This is a genomic window from Sphingomonas sp. TDK1 (assembly GCF_001650735.1).
GTDB lineage: Bacteria > Pseudomonadota > Alphaproteobacteria > Sphingomonadales > Sphingomonadaceae > Sphingomonas.
In genome coordinates, this window is sequence record NZ_LXVY01000034.1 from 1 (window position 1) to 17,814 (window position 17,814).

At 66.8% G+C, this 17,814-nt stretch carries 17 protein-coding genes; 8 read left to right on the plus strand and 9 right to left on the minus strand.

The genetic code is table 11. The features are described 5' to 3' along the window. Positions 1-59: 59 nt before the first annotated feature. Together A7X12_RS16795 and purF are read right to left on the minus strand one after the other, a co-directional pair. Positions 60-770 carry an SDR family NAD(P)-dependent oxidoreductase gene (locus tag A7X12_RS16795; RefSeq protein ID WP_064312619.1) on the minus strand — a complete coding sequence of 237 codons (711 nt, stop codon included), beginning with the start codon at positions 768-770 and terminating at the stop codon, positions 60-62. 4 nt (positions 771-774) lie between these two features. Beyond that, on the minus strand, positions 775-2,238 hold the full coding sequence (gene purF, locus A7X12_RS16800; RefSeq protein ID WP_064312620.1) for an amidophosphoribosyltransferase: 1,464 nt from the start codon (positions 2,236-2,238) through the stop codon (positions 775-777). A 131-nt stretch (positions 2,239-2,369) separates the two neighbouring features. Between purF and A7X12_RS16805 the strand changes: the two genes are divergently transcribed. The 5 genes from A7X12_RS16805 to A7X12_RS16825 all read left to right on the plus strand — a co-directional run bounded on the left by A7X12_RS16805 (position 2,370) and on the right by A7X12_RS16825 (position 5,960). After that, positions 2,370-2,618: a DUF7218 family protein gene (locus tag A7X12_RS16805; RefSeq protein WP_064312621.1), complete on the plus strand. Its 249-nt coding sequence runs from the start codon at positions 2,370-2,372 to the stop codon at positions 2,616-2,618. Positions 2,619-2,745: 127 nt separating this feature from the next. Continuing rightward, positions 2,746-3,108, plus strand: coding sequence for a phosphoribosyl-AMP cyclohydrolase (gene hisI / locus A7X12_RS16810; RefSeq protein WP_064312622.1), 363 nt, complete (start codon positions 2,746-2,748; stop codon positions 3,106-3,108). Beyond that, a complete protein-coding gene (locus tag A7X12_RS16815; protein ID WP_064312623.1) occupies positions 3,105-3,602 on the plus strand; it encodes a hypothetical protein in 498 nt (165 codons plus the stop codon). Before hisI ends, A7X12_RS16815 begins: the two co-directional genes overlap by 4 nt. 116 nt (positions 3,603-3,718) lie before the next feature. After that, positions 3,719-4,147, plus strand: coding sequence for a MerR family transcriptional regulator (locus A7X12_RS16820; protein WP_064312624.1), 429 nt, complete (start codon positions 3,719-3,721; stop codon positions 4,145-4,147). A gap of 10 nt (positions 4,148-4,157) precedes the next feature. Continuing rightward, a complete protein-coding gene (locus tag A7X12_RS16825) occupies positions 4,158-5,960 on the plus strand; it encodes an acyl-CoA dehydrogenase C-terminal domain-containing protein (RefSeq protein WP_064312625.1) in 1,803 nt (600 codons plus the stop codon). Here the strand turns inward: A7X12_RS16825 and A7X12_RS16830 are convergent. Beyond that, positions 5,957-7,264, minus strand: a complete 1,308-nt coding sequence (locus tag A7X12_RS16830; RefSeq protein ID WP_064312626.1) for a cell wall hydrolase — start codon at positions 7,262-7,264, stop codon at positions 5,957-5,959. The genes A7X12_RS16825 and A7X12_RS16830 overlap by 4 nt on opposite strands. A gap of 217 nt (positions 7,265-7,481) precedes the next feature. On the opposite strand from A7X12_RS16830, the gene A7X12_RS16835 reads away from it, so the two are divergent. Continuing rightward, complete coding sequence (locus tag A7X12_RS16835; protein ID WP_064312627.1) at positions 7,482-9,299, plus strand: cation:proton antiporter; 1,818 nt, start codon at positions 7,482-7,484, stop codon at positions 9,297-9,299. Beyond that, positions 9,296-9,931: an OmpA family protein gene (locus A7X12_RS16840; RefSeq protein WP_064312628.1), complete on the plus strand. Its 636-nt coding sequence runs from the start codon at positions 9,296-9,298 to the stop codon at positions 9,929-9,931. Before A7X12_RS16835 ends, A7X12_RS16840 begins: the two co-directional genes overlap by 4 nt. A gap of 137 nt (positions 9,932-10,068) precedes the next feature. On the opposite strand, the gene cysK is transcribed toward A7X12_RS16840, so the two are convergent. The 5 genes from cysK to A7X12_RS16865 form a co-directional block, all read right to left on the minus strand. After that, positions 10,069-10,989 (minus strand): cysteine synthase A, encoded by a 921-nt coding sequence (gene cysK / locus A7X12_RS16845; protein ID WP_064312629.1) that lies wholly within the window; start codon positions 10,987-10,989, stop codon positions 10,069-10,071. Further along, complete coding sequence (locus tag A7X12_RS16850; RefSeq protein WP_064312630.1) at positions 10,986-12,308, minus strand: MFS transporter; 1,323 nt, start codon at positions 12,306-12,308, stop codon at positions 10,986-10,988. The genes cysK and A7X12_RS16850 overlap by 4 nt, the downstream gene beginning before the upstream one ends. Positions 12,309-12,373: 65 nt before the next feature. After that, complete coding sequence (locus A7X12_RS16855; protein WP_064312631.1) at positions 12,374-13,768, minus strand: MFS transporter; 1,395 nt, start codon at positions 13,766-13,768, stop codon at positions 12,374-12,376. A gap of 224 nt (positions 13,769-13,992) precedes the next feature. Next, positions 13,993-14,187: a YdcH family protein gene (locus A7X12_RS16860; protein WP_232318555.1), complete on the minus strand. Its 195-nt coding sequence runs from the start codon at positions 14,185-14,187 to the stop codon at positions 13,993-13,995. 236 nt (positions 14,188-14,423) lie between these two features. Then, positions 14,424-14,948 (minus strand): glycine zipper 2TM domain-containing protein, encoded by a 525-nt coding sequence (locus A7X12_RS16865; protein WP_064313018.1) that lies wholly within the window; start codon positions 14,946-14,948, stop codon positions 14,424-14,426. Between the two features lie 195 nt (positions 14,949-15,143). Between A7X12_RS16865 and A7X12_RS16870 the strand changes: the two genes are divergently transcribed. Further along, positions 15,144-15,467 carry a WYL domain-containing protein gene (locus tag A7X12_RS16870; protein WP_232318556.1) on the plus strand — a complete coding sequence of 108 codons (324 nt, stop codon included), beginning with the start codon at positions 15,144-15,146 and terminating at the stop codon, positions 15,465-15,467. 9 nt (positions 15,468-15,476) lie between these two features. On the opposite strand, the gene A7X12_RS16875 is transcribed toward A7X12_RS16870, so the two are convergent. Continuing rightward, the gene (locus A7X12_RS16875) at positions 15,477-17,786 is read right to left on the minus strand and encodes an ATP-dependent helicase (protein WP_064312634.1); all 2,310 of its coding nucleotides are present in this window, start codon (positions 17,784-17,786) and stop codon (positions 15,477-15,479) included. Positions 17,787-17,814 lie beyond the last annotated feature (28 nt).

Sequence of the window (17,814 nt, forward strand, 5' to 3'; positions counted from 1 at the left end):
CGAAGGTTTCGTCCATCTCGCCGCCACCATGATCTGGTTACGGTGAATGTCGATCCGCGCTAGCCGACCCGCTCGAAATGGCCCCGCTCGAACCCGTGGGCCATCAGCGCGACGATGCGATCGGCGACCACTTCCGGTGCCTTGACCGTTGCGGGATCCTCGCCCGGAAAGGCGCGCGCGCGCATCTTGGTTCGCGTTGCACCCGGATCGACGATGCCCACCCGGACCTGGCTGACATTCTCCAGCTCGTGCCCGTAGCTCAGCAGCAGGTTCTCGAAGGCGGCCTTCGACGCCCCATAGACCCCCCAATAAGCACGCGGTGTCCGCCCCACGCTGGAGGTGACGCCAAGGACGCGCGCGGACGGTGCCTTGCGGAGCATCGGATCGAACGCGGCCAGCATCGCGGCCTGCGCACTCACGTTGAGCGTCAGCACCTTGGCGAACTCGGCGAAGTCGATTGCGTTCACTGCGCTCAGCGTGCCGAGCATGCCGGCGTTGAGCACCAGCATGTCGAGCGTCGGCCAGCGTTCGCCGATCGCGCCGGCCAGGCGGCCGATAGCGTCGTGCTCGGCCAGATCGAGCGGTGCGATCGTCGCGCTGCCGCCGGCCTGGAAGATCGTGTCCTCCACTTCTTCCAGCCCGCCCGCGGTGCGGGCGGTGAGGATGACATGGGCACCGGCGGCGCCGAGCGCGATCGCCGTCGCCGCGCCGATGCCACGGCTGGCGCCGGTGACGAGGGCGGTCTGTCCCGCCAGTGACCTGTCGCTCACTGGCTCAGCCGACCTTTTCGGCGAGCAGGGCAAGCTGGTCCGGCGGCGGGGCCAGTTCGTCCTGGTCGGTCAGTGTCGTCGGATAGTCGCCGGTGAAGCAGGCGTCGCAATATTTCGGATGGATGTCCGCGCGGCGTGCCTCGCCCAGAGCCTTGTACAGGCCGTCGATCGAGACGAAGGCAAGACTGTCCGCATGGATAAAGTCGGTCATCCCGCCTACGTCCATCTTGGCGGCGAGCAGCTTGGCGCGCTCTGGCGTGTCGACGCCGTAGAAGCAGCTGTGGCGCGTCGGCGGCGAGGCGATGCGCATATGCACTTCCTTCGCGCCTGCATCGTGCATCATCTGCACGATCTTGAGGCTGGTGGTGCCGCGCACGATCGAATCGTCGATCAGCACGATGCGCTTGCCCGCGATCAGCTCGCGATTGGCATTGTGCTTCAGCTTCACGCCGAGGTGGCGAACCTTGTCGCCCGGCTGGATGAAAGTGCGGCCGACATAGTGCGAGCGGATGATGCCAAGCTCGAACGGGATGCCGGACTGTTGGGCATAGCCGATCGCCGCCGGCACGCCCGAATCGGGCACCGGCACGACGAGATCGGCTTCGACCGGCGATTCGATTGCCAGTTGCGCGCCGATCGCCTTGCGCACCGAATAGACCGAGCGGCTGTCGCTGATCGAGTCGGGACGCGAGAAATAGACATATTCGAAGATGCACGGCCGCGGCGCCTGGGGAGCGAACGGCTTGTGGCTCGTCATCTCGCCATTGGCCTTGACGATCACCAGCTCGCCCGGCTCGACGTCGCGGACATATTGCGCGTCGCACACGTCGAGCGCGACTGTCTCCGAGGCGAACACGATCGACTCGCCCTGGCGGCCCATCACCAGCGGACGGATGCCCAGCGGATCGCGGCAGGCGATCATGCCCTCGGGCGTCATCACGATGAGAGAGTAGGCGCCCTCAACCTGCTTCAGCGCATCGATGAAGCGGTCGATCAGGGTGCGATATTGCGAGGTAGCGACGAGGTGGATGATCACCTCGGTATCCGAGGTCGACTGGAAGATCGCGCCGCGTCGGACGAGATCGCGCCGCAGCCGCATCGCGTTGGAGATGTTGCCGTTATGCGCCACCGCGAAGCCGCCGCTGGCCAGCTCGGCATAGAGCGGCTGGACGTTGCGGATCGCCGAGCCACCGGTCGTCGCGTAGCGGACATGGCCGCACGCCGTGGTACCGGGGAGCGAGCGGATCACGTCGTCACGATCGAAATTGCCGGCGACATGGCCCATCGCGCGGTGGGTATGGAACTGATGCCCATCCCAGCTGGTTATGCCCGCCGCCTCCTGGCCGCGGTGCTGGAGGGCGTGCAGGCCCAGCGCGACCATGGCGGCCGCGCCTTCGCTGTTGGAAACGCCGAATACGCCGCACTCTTCGCGCAGCTTGTCGTCATCGAACGGGTGTGTGGTAAGCATTGGCCCTCGGGGGGAACGGCAACGGTTGGCGGGCATATAGGCGCTTCATCCCGCTTTGTCTCCGGTATGTAACAGGGAAAAGGACCGTTTACCCTTTTTGCAGGTTAACCCCCTGAGAAAGGAGGCCGATCATGGCCAAGGATCATGGTACCCAAATCAAGAACGACGCGGTGTACGAGAAGCTGCGGGACAAAGGCGCCTCGAAGGAGAAGGCGGCGCGCATTGCCAATGCTCAGGCGAACGGCAGCCTCGATTCGGGCGGCGGCAAGCTGGAGGAACGCAGCAAGGCCGAGCTGTACGACGAAGCCCGGGAGATCGGCATCGGGGGGCGCTCCAAGATGGACAAGGCGGCGCTGGTAAAGGCCATCCGGGACCATTGAGTCGTAGCGAAAGTTTCGCGGAAGCGAGACGTGTCCTGCCGGCACGGCGCGCCCGCGACCGATGGGTCGCTGTTGCAGAGAAGCGCCACGGGGTGACGCTAGGCTTGAACCCCGCTACAGCGCGCGCGTGACCGACATCCGCGAAACGGGCTCCACGCTCGATCCGAAATATGACGCCAACGGCCTGATCACCGCCGTCGCCACCCATGCCACCACCGGCGAGGTGCTGATGCTCGCGCATATGAACGCGGAGGCGCTGGCGGCGACCCTGGAAACGGGCAAGGCGACCTTCTGGTCCCGCAGCCGCGGGCGGTTGTGGACCAAGGGCGAAACTTCCGGCCATTTCCTCCGCGTCGTCGAGGCGCGGATCGATTGCGATCAGGATGCGCTGTGGCTCCGCGTCGAGGCGCACGGTCCCGCCTGTCACACCGGCGCGCCGAGCTGCTTCTACCGGCGAATCGAAAACGGGGCGTTGGTGCGCGACGCATGAGGCAGGCCGGGCTGGCGCTGCTGCTTGGGCTGGCTGCGTGCGGCGGGCCCTCACCCGCGCCCTCCACCGGCGGTTCGGCCGATCTCGAGACCGCCGCGGTCCAGCGGGGACTGGTCCGCGACCCCAAGGATAGCAGCATCGTCGGCGCCTATGCGCGCGGCCCGGACCGGTTGTGCATCGCGCCGGCGGGTGCCGTGCACCGGATCGGAATCATTATCGACTATGGCGAAGGCAATGGCTGTCGCGCCACCGGTTTCGTCCACAGGGAAGGGGACGGTCTCGCGCTGACCCTCGGGCCGGACGGCGGCTGCAGTTTCACCGCACGCTTCGACGGAGACCATCTCGCGCTACCCGGCGCCCTTCCCAAGGCCTGCGCGCATGTCTGTACCGGCCGCGCTGCCTTGGCCGGTGCGCAATTCGCGCGGCTGGGCGAGGCGATTGCCGAAGCACGCGCGCTGCGGGATCCCGAAGGTCGTGCCCCCTGCGGGGGATAGACGCGCCGAGGTGATGTCAGAATCGTCCACACGTTCCTGTTCGCGGCAGCGCGGGGCCGACGGCCAAATCATGTGTAGCGCTTGACGTTCACGTAAAGGGAAACTACAAAAGCAGCATGAACGCTGCTGCCGCTCCGATCGAGGCCCTGGCGCCGATCGAACCGCGTCCCGACCGCGACGCCTTTTCCATCTCCGACCTGTGCGCCGAGTTCGGCGTCACCCCACGCGCGCTTCGTTTCTACGAAGACGAAGGGCTGATCTCGCCCGAGCGGCGGGGCACCCAGCGGATCTACACGCATCGCGATCGCGCCCGGCTCGCCTGGATCCTGCGCGGCAAGCGCGTGGGCTTCAGCCTTGGCGAGATCAAGGAGATGATCGATCTCTACGATCTCGGCGATGGCCGGCGGGTTCAACGCCAGGTGACGCTGGAGCGCTGCATGGACCGCATCCGCCATCTGGAAGCGCAGAAGCGTGACATCGATGCGCATATCGCCGAACTCGCGCAGTTCGTCGACCTGATCAAAAGCAAAGACAACGAGCACTGAGGAACCTGAAATGCCGCAGTTTACCCCGCCTGTGCGCGATACGCGCTTCGTTCTGGATCGGGTCATCGGGCTCGATCGCTACACCAACCTCCCGCACTTCCAGGCGGCGACGCCCGATGTGGTCGACGCGGTGCTGGAGGAGGGCGGCAAGTTCGTCGCCGAGGTGCTGTTCCCGATCAACCATAGCGGCGACCAGCAGGGCTGCACCCGCCACCCTGACGGCAGCGTGACGACGCCGGACGGGTTCAAGGAAGCGTATCAGCAGTTCGTCGAGAGCGGCTGGGGCACGCTGAGCGCGCCGGCCGAGGTGGGCGGCCAGGCGATGCCGCATGTCGTCTCCACGGCGTTCCAGGAATATATGATCTCCGCCAACATGGCCTTCGCCATGTATCCGGGCCTGACCCACGGCGCGATCGCCGCGCTACTGGTCAAGGGATCGGACGAACAGAAGGCCAAGTACGTCCCCAAGATGGTTTCGGGCGAATGGGGCGGCACGATGAACCTTACCGAGCCGCAGTGCGGCACCGATCTGGGCCTCATCAAGACCAAGGCAGAGCCCAACGCCGACGGATCGTACAGCATCACCGGCACCAAGATTTTCATCTCGTCGGGCGAGCATGACCTGACTAGCAACATCATCCATCTGGTGCTGGCCAAGACGCCCGGCGCGCCGGACAGCACCAAGGGCATCTCGCTGTTCGTGGTGCCGAAGTTCCTGGTGAACGACGACGGCTCGATCGGCGCGCGCAACGGGGTGACCTGCGGCTCGATCGAACACAAGATGGGCATCCACGCCAATTCGACCTGCGTGATGAACTATGACGGCGCCACCGGCTGGCTTGTCGGCGAAGAGATGAAGGGGCTCGCCGCCATGTTCATCATGATGAATGCCGCGCGCCTCGGCGTCGGCCTGCAGGGCCTGGGTATCGCCGAAATCGCGATGCAGAACGCCGTGCAATATGCCGGCGATCGCCGCCAGGGCCGCGCGCTGACCGGCCCTGCCGAGCCGGCAGAGAAGGCAGATACGCTGTTCGTCCACCCCGATGTCCGCCGCATGCTGATGGAGGCGAAGGCGCAGATCGAGGGTCTGCGGGCGCTGTGCCTGTGGGGGGCGCTGCAGGTCGACATGGAGCATGCCGCCGCGACCGAAGAGGAGCGCCAGCTCGCCGGCGATCTGGTCGGCCTGTTGACCCCCGTGATCAAGGGCGTCGGCACGGATATCGGCTACAAGGTCGCGACCGATTGCCAGCAGGTCTATGGCGGGCATGGCTACATCGCCGAATGGGGCATGGAGCAGTATGTCCGCGATGCCCGGATCGCGATGATCTACGAAGGCACCAACGGCGTGCAGGCGATGGACCTGGTCGGCCGCAAGCTGGCGCTGAACGGCGGCCGCGCGGTGCAGGCCTTCTTCCGCGTCGTCGGCGAGGAAGTGGCTGCTGCCAAGGCTGATACGAAGCTCGCCGGCTTCGCCGGGGCACTGGAGAAGGCGTTGGGCCATCTCCAGGGTGCGACGATGTGGCTGGCGCAGAACGGGTTCAAGAACCCGAACGAGGTCGGGGCCGGTGCCTATCCCTACATGCAGTTGACCGGCCTGGTCGCACTCGGCCTGATGTGGCTGCGCATGGCCAAGGCCGCGAGCGAGGCGCTGGCGCAGGGCGCCGAGGACGTCGCCTTCCTTGAAGCGAAGCTGGTCACCGCGCGCTTCTATGCCGAGCGGTTCCTGCCCGATGCGAGCGGCTTGCGCCGCAAGATCGAGGCGGGCAGCGAGGCAGTGATGGCGCTCGAGCCTGAGATGTTCAAGGCAGCCTAATCGCTGCTGGGCACTGACGAGGCCGGCGATGCGGGAGCCGCTGCGCCGGCCTTGTTCTGTATGGGCGCGGCCTTGCGGCGGACGCCGTCGAGCGGCGCCGCTTCCGAGGTGGGCGTCGGGCCCGGCGACGGTTGGGGCTTCGGCACCGCCGGCGCAGGTGCGCGGCGCATGCACTGGGCGGGGGTTGGCCGGCGGAACTGATCGCAATTCCATAGCGCCTTCACATATTGTACGCGTTCGTCCCGGAGATAGCTGAAGGACATCGCCGCCGCCTGTTCCCCCGAGGGCGGCAATCGGGGCGGCTTCTTGGACGAGTCCAGCCAGGCCATGAACTTGCAATAGGGGCGATCACCACAGGTGCGCAGCGCAAGGGCAGGGTAAAGGTCGGGCACCATATCTTCCGGCAGCGTCACCAGAAACACGTTCTGGTCGCCCGCCACCGCAGCGGGAACCGCGCTGGCCGGAATGGCACCAGCTGCCTTGCGGACGTCGAAGAGCAGTCCGGTGGCTCCCGGGTCGCCGGCAGACCCCAGATCGGTTTCCTCCGCCGTTGCGGCGTGCGCGGGCGACAGCTTGCCCAGCAGCGCGATCTTCGGCTCCTCGGCGACATAGCTGCGGTTGAACGCGGGCGGGGTGCCCCACCAGCCGGCCCAGCGGAAAAACAGGTGTGTATGGAGGCCGACGATCTTGTCGAGGCTGGCGCTCCAATAGGGCACCACCCAATCGGTATGATAGTGGGTCGCGTGACCGACCGGCCGGAAGACGGCGCCGTGCAGCGCCATCTTCGCGATGTCGCGGGCGCGGGCCCAGGCGGCGGCGGTGGGCGACCAGCGGAGCAGCGCGCCGTCGCAGCTGAAGGTGAACTGGCAGCCGGTGCTGCGTTCTGATCCCTGGAACACCACGCCGCACACGGTCTTGGGGAAGGCGGGGTGGCGGACACGGTTGAGGATCACCTGCGCCACCGCGCGCTCGCCCAGCGCGTCGTCGCCGGCCTCGTATACTTCGGCGGCGGCCAGGCAGTCGAGGGCGCGTTCCTGGCTGTCTGCCGGGCCGATCAGGTGGAAGGGGCGGGCGGCGGGGTTCGGATCGGTCGAGAACGGGATCGCGGCATTGAACGCGCGCGCATCGTCCGGCGACAGGTCCGCGATCGCGACCGGCTCGACCGACGGCAGCTCTTCCTTGGGAACGACGCGATTGGGCAGCGCCACCGGCGGCACGCGATGCGCGCGGTAGGGGAGCCGGGGCGCATTGCGCACCAGCAGCGTGGGCACCACCAGCGCAGCGAGCGCGATGATGCCGATCACGACGCGGAGCCAATGCGGAGCGGGAGGCGAGGGAAGGGCAGGCGTCACAGGCGGTTGCTATGTTCTCGAACGAAGGGTGGCCGCCTGTATCCCAAAGCCGGGATGGTGGAAACCGCGCGCGTCCGATCGCGGGCGAAACGGAACCGATGCGGCGGTGCAACCGTATTGGGGCGGGGCGCGCAGCGACGTTGCGCATAGAAGAAGGTCTGTTCTCCGGATGCATCAACCCGCGCTCGTCATCGCGCTGATCGGTGCGCTCGGCATCGGCGCGCAGTGGATCGCCTGGCGCACCGGCTGGCCCGCCATCGCGCTGATGCTCGTCGCCGGCGTGCTCGCAGGTCCCGTGGCGGGGTTGATCGAGCCGCATGCGGTCTTCGGCGAGTTGCTGGAGCCGATCGTGTCGATCGCGGTTGCGCTGATCCTGTTCGAAGGCGGGCTGAGCCTCAATTTCCGCGAGCTGCGGCGGACCGACGGCGCGGTCACCCGGCTGGTGCTGCTCGGCGTGCCGATCGGCTGGGGGCTGGGCACGCTGGCGCTGTACTATGCCGCCGGGCTGGTCTGGCCGGTTGCGACGCTGTTCGCCGGCATCCTGGTCGTCACGGGCCCCACGGTGGTGCTGCCGCTGCTCCGCCAGAGCAATGTCGCGCAGCGCCCTCGGGCGATCCTGAAATGGGAGGCCATCGTCAACGATCCGATCGGCGCGCTGTGCGGGCTGGTGACCTACGAGTATCTGCGCCGCTCGGGCGATGGTGGCACGCTGCTCAGCGTGCTTGGCTCGTTGCTCGCCGCCAGCCTCGTGGCGGGGCTGATCGGCTTCGTCGTCGCCAAGGCGATCGGCTGGGCGTTCCAGCGCGGGCATGTGCCCGAATATCTGAAGGCGCCGGTGCTTCTCGTGGCCGTGATCGGCGTGTTCGTCGGCTCGAACATGATCCAGCAGGAAACCGGCCTGATCACCGTGACCGTGCTGGGCGTGGCACTCGCCAATATGCGGCTGGACTCGCTCCGCGACATCCATCCGTTCAAGGAAAATGTCACCGTTCTGCTGATCTCGGGCGTGTTCGTGCTGCTCTCCGCCTCGCTTGATTTCGAGGTGCTGCGGCATTTCGAGTGGCGCTTCCTCGCTTTCCTCGCAGCGCTGCTGTTCTTGGTGCGGCCGGTCACCGTGCTGCTGAGCCTCGCCTTCACCAAGGTGCCTTGGAACGAGCGGCTGCTGGTCGCATGGATCGCGCCGCGCGGTATCGTGGCGGTGGCGATCTCCGGCCTGTTCGCGCTGCGGCTCGACAAACTGGGCTATAGCGACGGGTCGATCCTGGTGACGCTGTCCTTTGCCGTCGTGGTCGCGACAATCCTCGCGCACGGCTTCTCGATCGGCCCCGTCGCGCGGATGCTCAAGGTGACCGGCGCCACCGAGCGCGGGCTGCTGATCGTCGGCGGCACGCCGTGGAGCCTCGCGCTCGCCGAGCAGCTGCGCCAGCTCGAGGTGCCGGTGACGATCTGCGACACCAGCTGGCAGCGGCTGCGGCAGGCGCGCTCGGCGGGCATTCCGACCTATCACGGCGAGATCCTCGCCGAGGCCACCGAGGACCGGCTCGACCTCTCGCAGTTCCAGGTGCTCGCCGCGACCACCGACAACGAGGCGTATAACGCACTGGTCTGCAACGAATTTGCTCCCGAGATCGGGCGCGACAATGTCTATCAGCTCGGCGGCGGCGGGCATGACGAGGATGCGCGGGCGCTGCCCGAATCCCTGCGTGGCCGCGCGCTGTTCATCAGCGGGCACGGGGTCGAGGAAATCGTCGAGCGCGATCGTGACGGCTGGAGCTTCCGCAAGACCCGGCTCACCGAGCAGTTCGACTTCGACGCCGCCAAGGCGGACCTGCCCGACGCCGCCGACATGCTGCTGCTGGTCCGCAAGGGCGGGCTGCTTCGCTTCTTCTCGCACGCCAGCCGGCCGACGCCGCAGCCCGGCGACACGATCATCTCGTACGTGCCCCCCATGCCGGCGGCGCGACGGCTTCAGGAGGAGGTTGCATGAGCAGGTGGGCGATGCTCGCGCTCGCGGTGGCGGTGGCGGGCTGCAACGCGCGGGAGCCCGCGCGCGACAATGCGGCGGCCGAGAATAGGAGCATCATCGCCGAGGATGACGGTCTCGCGAACAACAGCGCCGCGGAGGCGCCCAAGTCGATCCTGCGACCGGAGGTGGTCCCCGACGAACCTGAAAAGCCTGCGCTGAAGGCGCTGGATCTCGTCATTCCCTTCGGCGCTTCGGGCCTGAAGCTGGACGATGCAGGCAAGACGCTGCTCGATGAAATGCTAGGCAACGCGACCATGGCGGCGGGTGGTCCGATCACCATCGGCGGCCACAGCGATACGCGCGGCAACGACCGCGACAACCTGGTCTCCTCGCTCAAGCGGGCCGAGGCGGTGCGTGACTATCTGCTGTCGAAGGGCGTGCCGGCCGCGCGGATGACGGTGATTGCGTTCGGCGAAACCCGCGCGCTGGTGCCGAACGCCAGGCTGGACGGGAGCGACGATCCGGACGCGCGGGCGAAGAACCGGCGGGTGGAGGTGCAGGTCGCGCTGCCCGCAGTTGCGGCGCCGACGCAAGCCGCCCAGGATAACGGAACGGCCGAGGCTTCGAATGTTGATATCAAGTCGAAGCGATAGGGGGCAAGACGCTGTTATCCCGGCGAAAGCTTAGATCCATTGCCGTCAATGTCACGGCGCCCGTTGCAACCGCACGGCGAATGGATCCGGCCGCCCGCCGGGAATGACGGTGGAGGGGGCGCGCCCTCCACCTTCGGTCAGCTCTCGGGCAGGAAGTCCGGCACGCTCAGATAGCGCTCGCCGGTGTCATAGTTGAAGCCGAGCACGCGCACGCCGTCGGGCAGGTCGGGCAGCTTCTGCAGGATTGCCGCGAGCGTACCGCCCGAGGAGATGCCGACCAGCATGCCCTCTTCGGCGGCCGAGCGTCGCGCCATGTCCTTGGCGACCGCGGCGTCCACCTTGATCACCCCGTCGATCGCGTCGGTGTGGAGGTTCTTGGGCACGAAGCCCGCGCCGATGCCCTGGATCGGGTGCGGGCCGGGCTGGCCACCCGAAATCACCGGCGACAGCTCGGGCTCCACCGCGAACACCTTGAGGTTGGGCCATTCCTTCTTGAGCGCTTCCGCCACGCCAGTGATATGGCCACCCGTGCCGACGCCGGTGATGATGACGTCGATCGGCGTATCGCGGAAATCGTTCAGGATTTCCTGAGCGGTGGTACGTACATGCACATCGATGTTCGCACTGTTTTCGAACTGCTGCGGCATCCAGGCGCCGGGCGTGCTCTCGACGATCTCAAGGGCGCGTTCGATGGCCCCCTTCATGCCCCGCTCGCGCGGGGTGAGGTCGAAGCTCGCGCCATAGGCGAGCATCAAGCGACGGCGTTCGAGCGACATGCTCTCCGGCATCACCAGGATCAGCTTGTAGCCCTTCACCGCCGCGACCATCGCCAGGCCGACGCCGGTATTGCCGCTGGTCGGCTCGACGATGGTACCGCCGGGCTTGAGGCTGCCGTCCTTCTCGGCCGCTTCCACCATCGCCAGCGCGATGCGGTCCTTGATCGAGCCGCCCGGGTTCGAGCGCTCGGACTTGATCCACACTTCGGCGCCGGGGAACAGCTTGTTGATACGGACGTGCGGCGTGTTGCCGATCGTCTCGAGGATCGAATTGGCCTTCATGTCGTCATCTCCTTCGGAGGAACTTCGAGGGTGGCCGGAGGATCGAAGGTTCGAGCCCGCTTGAACTCAGGGAATAGCTTCGACCACAGGACCGTGACAAGGATCGCGCCGATACCGCCGCCGATCACCGCGGCGACGGGACCGATCAGCGCGGCGAGGAAGCCGCTTTCGGCTTCACCCAGCTCGTTCGAGCCGGAAATGAACAGGGTGGAGACCGCGCCGACCCGGCCGCGCATCTCGTCCGGCGTGTAGAGCTGGATCAGCGACTGACGGACATAGACCGAGACCATGTCAGCCGCGCCCAGCACGAACAAGGCGGCGAGCGAGATCACCACCGCGGGGGAAAGATCGGTACCCACGGCCTTGGGGCCCAGCACCGGCACCAGCAGCGGAGCGGCCGCGCCGAACACCACGGTCGCCAGGCCGAACAGCGCTACCGCGACCAGCATCTTCACGCCCACATCCGTCTTGAGCGGGCGCCAGGAGAAGAACAGAGCCGTCACCACCGCACCCAACGCAGGGGCGGCGCGAAGGTGCCCCAGGCCCTCGGATCCGACTTGCAGGATATCGCGCGCATAGACCGGCAGCATCGCCGTCGCGCCGCCGAGCAGCACCGCGAAAAGGTCGAGCGAGATCGCGCCGAGCACCAGCCGGTTGCGGCGGACATAGTGTAGCCCGTCGACCATCTGCGACCAGGGACTGCCGACAAATTTACGATTGGCGACCGGGACCGGGCCGATCAGGAAGAGCATCAGCAGCGAGACAAGGAACAGGCCACCCGAGACGGCATATGCCAGCCACGAGGCGGCGGCATAGAGATAGCCGCCCATGGCGGGGCCGATGACGGTACCGGTCTGCCAGGCGAGCGAGCTCAGCGCGATTGCGGTCGGCAACACCGTCTTGGGGACGAGGTTCGGGGCCAGCGCGCCGAGCGCCGGGCTGACAAACGCACGGGCGACCCCGAGCAGCGCGGCGATGCTGAACAAAGCGGGCAGGGTGATGGTGTGCTGCCAGGTCAGCCAGGCGAGCGCCAGCGCACATCCCGCCTCCAGCGCCACCGCGGCGCGGGCGATCCAGCGCCGGTCGATCCGGTCCGCCACCCAGCCCGCGAACAGCGAGAGGAACAGCAGCGGCAGGAACTGCGCCACGCCGATCATCCCAAGCTGGAACGCGGCTTCCTTGATGCTCATCGTCCGGCGGGCAATGTCGTACACCTGCCAGCCGATCACGATCACCATCGCCATCTGGCCCAGGGTGGCGGCGAGGCGGGCGACGAAATAGGCGCGGAAATTGCCGATAGCGAACGGATGCGGTGACATGGTCTCGCTCTTGGCGCGCGGCCGGGCCCTGCGCAATGCTTCCGTAGGTTGGGGGGCCTAAAGCTTTATCCCATCTGCGCGGGCTGGGCCTGGTCCGCCTCCGCCTTGGCCGGATTGCGGACCGAGGGGCGCAGGCGGGCGAGGCTGCAGATACCGGCGATCAGGGCGAGACCCGCAGCGACCAGCGCGGGAGTCATGCCTGCACCCACGCCCATCGCCAACAGCGCCGCGACCAGCGTCGCACCGGTGGTCTGGCCGACCATCCGCGTCGTCGAGATCAGCCCGCCCGCGGCGGCGGCGCGCTCGACCGGGGCCGAGCCGATGATCAGCCGCGCATTGGGCGAAAGGAACATGCCGAAGCCGGCGCCGGTCAAGGACATCCGCCATGCGATGTCGAAATAGGTCGGGTCGTGCGGCAGGAAGGCGAGGGCTAACAGTCCGGCAATCGCGATGGCCATGCCGATGCCGCCCAGCGCTCCGGCGGGGTAGCGATCCGATAGCGTGCCGGCGAGTGGGGCGACGAACATGGTCGTCAGCGGCCAGGGAGCGATCACCGCGCCGACCTCGGACGGGGCGAAGCCATAACCGTGCTGGAGCCGGAACGGCAGCGACAGAAGAAGACTCATCGTCGCGACGAACGCGGTGAAGGCACCGACGGTGGAGAGCGCCAGCACCGGGCGGGCGAGCAGATCGACCGGGAGGATCGGCTCCGCCTCGCCCTGTTCGCGACGCACGAAGATCACGCCGATGGCGACACCTGCCAGCACCACCGCGGCGGACACCACCGGGCTGTCGCCATGGACCGCACTTTCCAGGCCGCCGATCACCAGCCCGAACATTGCCGCGCATAATATGGCGCCAAGCACGTCGAACGGCGCCCTGGACCGTGGAATGTCCGGCAGCGAGCGACCGAGCAACAGGCTCGCGATCGCGAAGGGAACGGCCGAAGCGAACACCCAGGGCCAGGGGCCGACCGCCAGTACCAACCCGCCCAGCGTCGGCGCGATGGCCGACGAAACCGATACCACCACCGAGTTCACGCCGAGCCCGCGGCCGAGCTGCTTGGAAGGGTAGATCTGTCGCACCAGCGCCGAGGAGACGCTCAGCGCCGCCGCGGCGCCGGCGGCCTGTGCTGCGCGGACGATCAGCAGGAAGGGCAGGCTCTTGGCGAAGAAGCACAGGATCGTGGCGACGGTGAAGACGATCTGGCCGATCTGGTACAGCCGCTTCAGTCCGACCCGATTGCCCAGCCCGGAAAAGGGCAGCAGCAGCATCACCAGCACCAGCTGGTACACCGTCACGACCGCGACGGCCGCCGACGACTCTACGTGCAGGTCGTGCGCGATGGTGGGGAGCGCCACGGTGGCGATGGCGCCATCGATCACCACCAGCGCCGTGCCGAACGACACGGCGGCAATGGCGGTGAGGCGGCGGGGCATGGGAAGGCCGTCGATTTGCATCGCGGCCTTAGTGCATCAGCGCGCGCTCGGTTCCCAGCCCGGAACTTGGAACCCAACCCATGGTTTAGTCAGCAAGCGAAACGACGCTTTCAGGAGGATGATATGGGTAAGGGTATCTTGTTGTGGCTGCTGGGAATTCCGATCCCGATCATTATCCTGCTGCTGATCTTCTGGCACTGAGTACAAGGGTCCGGCGACGATCGCCGGACCCATCCAGACCGTGCTCAGCGGTGGCTGGGTACCAGGGCAAGCCGCGCGGCCGGCCCCGGCAGATGCAGGTGCAGTCGGTCCTTCACCGCCAATTTATGCTTCTTGAGCTGCGCCAGGCGAAATGCGTCCGGCAAGCGGCGGCGCAGTTCGCTGCGGATCTCGCGCTCGAGCATCCGGTGGGTGGCGATCAGGCGTTCAACAATCGTCATCGTCATGGCTCCAAATCGATGATTGCATCGATCGAGCGGCCCGATGGGAGGGGGGTGCGAGGGAGTGGGAGAACACCGCCGATCCTGCACCGAGCATGCTCGATGCGGTCCGACATCACGGGGCTTCTGGTGAAGCCGCCGCCAGAGGGGCCCGGTCCCGCAGCTTCAACATAGGTGCAGGTCGTCGAAGGACAAGGGGCTTCGCGACGAAATATGCGAAGCCCCAAGCGCGTGCCTTAGCGGCAGCGCACGTCCTGGTTGTTCATCTGGTTGTTGCGATCGATCGAGTTGCCGATCGCCCCGCCGGCGATCGCGCCCAGCAGCGTGCCGACCGTGCTCGAATGGCGGCTCGAGATCACGTTGCCGAACAGGCCGCCCGCGGCCGCGCCGACGATCAGGCCGGTGGTGCCGTCCGGGCGCTTGCAGTAATAGCGACCGTCCTGGCCGCGATACACGCGGTCGTTGGCGCTGAGAACGCGTTCATTGTCGCTCGGGCGATAGTAGCGCGACGGCTCCCAATCGCCTTCGTCGCGGGCATCGATGCGCGGCGGCGGGGGCGGGGCGTGGGCCAGCCAGTCGCTGTAATTGGCGTAGCGCTCGGACGCCTGCTGGAACAGGCGATATTCGCGGTCGAACCGATCCCGCGCCGCCTCGAAGCGGGCGCGCTCCTGGTCCGGCGAGGAATATTGCTGCGCCGAGGCTGGCGCTGCGACCGAAAGGCCGGCGGTCGCGAGGGCAACCAGGGCCAGGACATGCTTCATGCGAGTCTCCTTCATCCACCCGGCCGGCGCTATGGCCGGGAGCGGGGCTTCCATCCTACCTTGCGCGTGAAGCGCGGCTGAACGAAGCTATGGGCGAAACAATGCTGGGAGGGGACTGTACCATGGTCTATGCGCTTTGCGCTTGCTGCCCTGCAGCATTGGTATCATATTTGTCTCATGAACGTTAGCGCCGCCGTGACCGAAACTCCCGTGAACAACACCCCGTTCGTCCTTGAGGGCATCGTGCGCCTGCGCTGCTTGCAGGTAACGTACAACCGGACCCGGATGATCGTCGCGCCGTACATCCTCTATACGCGCAACGAATCGCTCTACACCGACGCGCAGATCATTTCGCGAGAAGGCATGCTGCCGCGCGAGCCGAAGATCGCCACCTTCAAGGTCGATGGCCTCAAGGAAGTCTCGGTGCTCGACCGCGCGTTCGAGATCGGCGAGATGTTCGATCCCGAGCTCGACAAATATGCCGGCACGACGCTGATGAAGGTCGAGCCCGAGGCCTGACCCGCGCGATCAGTCGGGCACGCTGACGAAGCTGTCCATCACCCGTTTGCGCCCGGCCTGCTCGAAATCGATCTCGAGCTTGTTGCCTTCGATCTCGGCGATCGTGCCATAGCCGAACTTCTGGTGGAACACGCGCATGCCGAGCGCGAGATCGCCGCGCGGCTTGGCGCCGAAACTGACGGCGGAAGCGCGGCTTTCCAGTACGCGCGGCTGGTCGCGGGTGAAGGTGCGGGTGGTGAAGCCGCCGCCCGGGTTCTTCGGGTCGACCCCGGCCGCGCGCTGCCAACCAGGACCCCGGCCTGCGCCGCGCGCGACATCGGCGAAGGGGTCGCTCCGCTCGCTCCAGTTCGCGCGCCAGAGGCTCTCGCCCCCGCTCATCGTGCTTTCCGACTCGACATGCTCGGGCGGCAGCTCGCCGACGAAGCGGCTCGGCAGGCTCGACGTCCATTGCCCATAGATGCGGCGATTGGCGGCGTGGAGGATGATCGCTCGCCGCCGCGCCCGCGTGATTGCGACATAGGCGAGTCGGCGCTCCTCCTCGAGGCTGGCGAGCCCGCCCTCGTCGAGCGCGCGCTGCGACGGGAAAATGCCTTCCTCCCAGCCGGCCAGGAACACGGTGTCGAACTCCAGGCCCTTGGCGGCGTGGATCGTCATGATCGTGACCTTGGGCTCCTCGGCCGAGGCCTCGTTGTCCATCACCAGGCTGACATGTTCGAGGAACGCCGATAGGCTCTCATATTCCTCCATGGCGCGGACGAGTTCGTTGAGGTTTTCCAGCCGCCCCGCGGCCTCGGCGGTGCGATCGGCCTGCCACATCGCGGTATAGCCGCTTTCGTCCAGGACGATGCGGGCAAGGTCCGGATGCTGGAGATCATCCCCCATGCTCCGCCAGCGCGCCATGTCGCCGATCAGGTTTCCGAGTGCGCGCCGCGCCTGCGGGGTCAGTTCGTCGGTATCGAGAATGCGCGCCGCGGCGGTGGTGAGCGGGAGCCCCTGCGACCGGGCGAACTGGTGGACCTTTGCCAATGCCTTGTCGCCCAGGCCGCGCTTGGGGACGTTGACGATGCGCTCGAAGGCAAGGTCGTCCGCCGGCTGCGCGACGACGCGCAGATAGGCGAGCGCGTCGCGGATTTCCTGTCGCTCGTAGAAGCGGAAGCCGCCGATGATGCGATAGGGCAGGCCGATCGCGATGAACCGGTCTTCGAACTCGCGGGTCTGGTGCTGGGCGCGGACCAGGATGGCGGTGGCGTCGAGGCTGAGGCCGCCGCGCTGCAGTCCCTCGATTTCCTCGCCGACGCGCCGGGCTTCCTCGGGCCCGTCCCATACTCCGAGCACCTTCACCTTTTCGCCGACATCGACCTCGGTCCACAGCGTCTTGCCGAGACGGCCGCCATTGTTGGCTATCACGCCCGACGCGGCGCCGAGGATGTGCGGCGTGGAGCGGTAATTCTGCTCCAACTTGATCACAACGGCACCAGGGAAGTCCTTCTCGAACTTCAGGATATTTTCCACCTGCGCGCCGCGCCAGCTGTAGATCGACTGGTCGTCGTCGCCCACGCAGCAGATGTTCTTGCGCTCCTGTGCGAGCAGCCGCAGCCACAGATATTGGACCGCGTTGGTGTCTTGATACTCGTCGACCATGATGTAGCGGAAGCGCTGCTGGTACTGTTCCAGAACTTCACGATGAGTCTTAAGAATAGTCAGCATGTGCAGGAGAAGGTCGCCGAAATCGCACGCATTGAGCAGGCGCAGCCGCTCCTGATATTGGGCATAGAGCGATTGGCCGCGGCCATTGGCGTACTGCTCGGACTCGCCCGCATCGAGATCGGCCGGGATCAGTCCCCGATTCTTCCAACCGTCGATCAGCCCGGCCAGCTGCCGCGCCGGCCAGCGCTTCTCGTCGAGGTCGTTGGCGACAATCAGCTGCTTGAGCAGCCGCAGCTGGTCATCCGTGTCGAGAATGGTGAAGTTACTCTGCAGCCCGACCAGTTCGGCATGGCGACGAAGCATTTTCGCGCCGATCGCATGGAAGGTGCCAAGCCAGGGCATGCCCTCAACAGCCTCGCCGACCAGGCGGCCGACGCGTTCCTTCATCTCCCGCGCTGCCTTGTTGGTGAAGGTGACCGCGAGGATTTCCGACGGATAGGCGCGCCGCGTCCAGAGCAGGTGCGCCAGCCGCGCCGTGAGTGCTGCTGTCTTGCCCGTACCCGCACCGGCCAGCACCAGCACCGGTCCTTCGGTGGTGAGCACAGCCTCGCGCTGGGGTTCGTTCAGGCCCTGGATGTAGGGCGCGTCCTGGGGGGAAGGAGCAAGCGACATCCGCGAACAACTAGGGAACGTCGGCGGC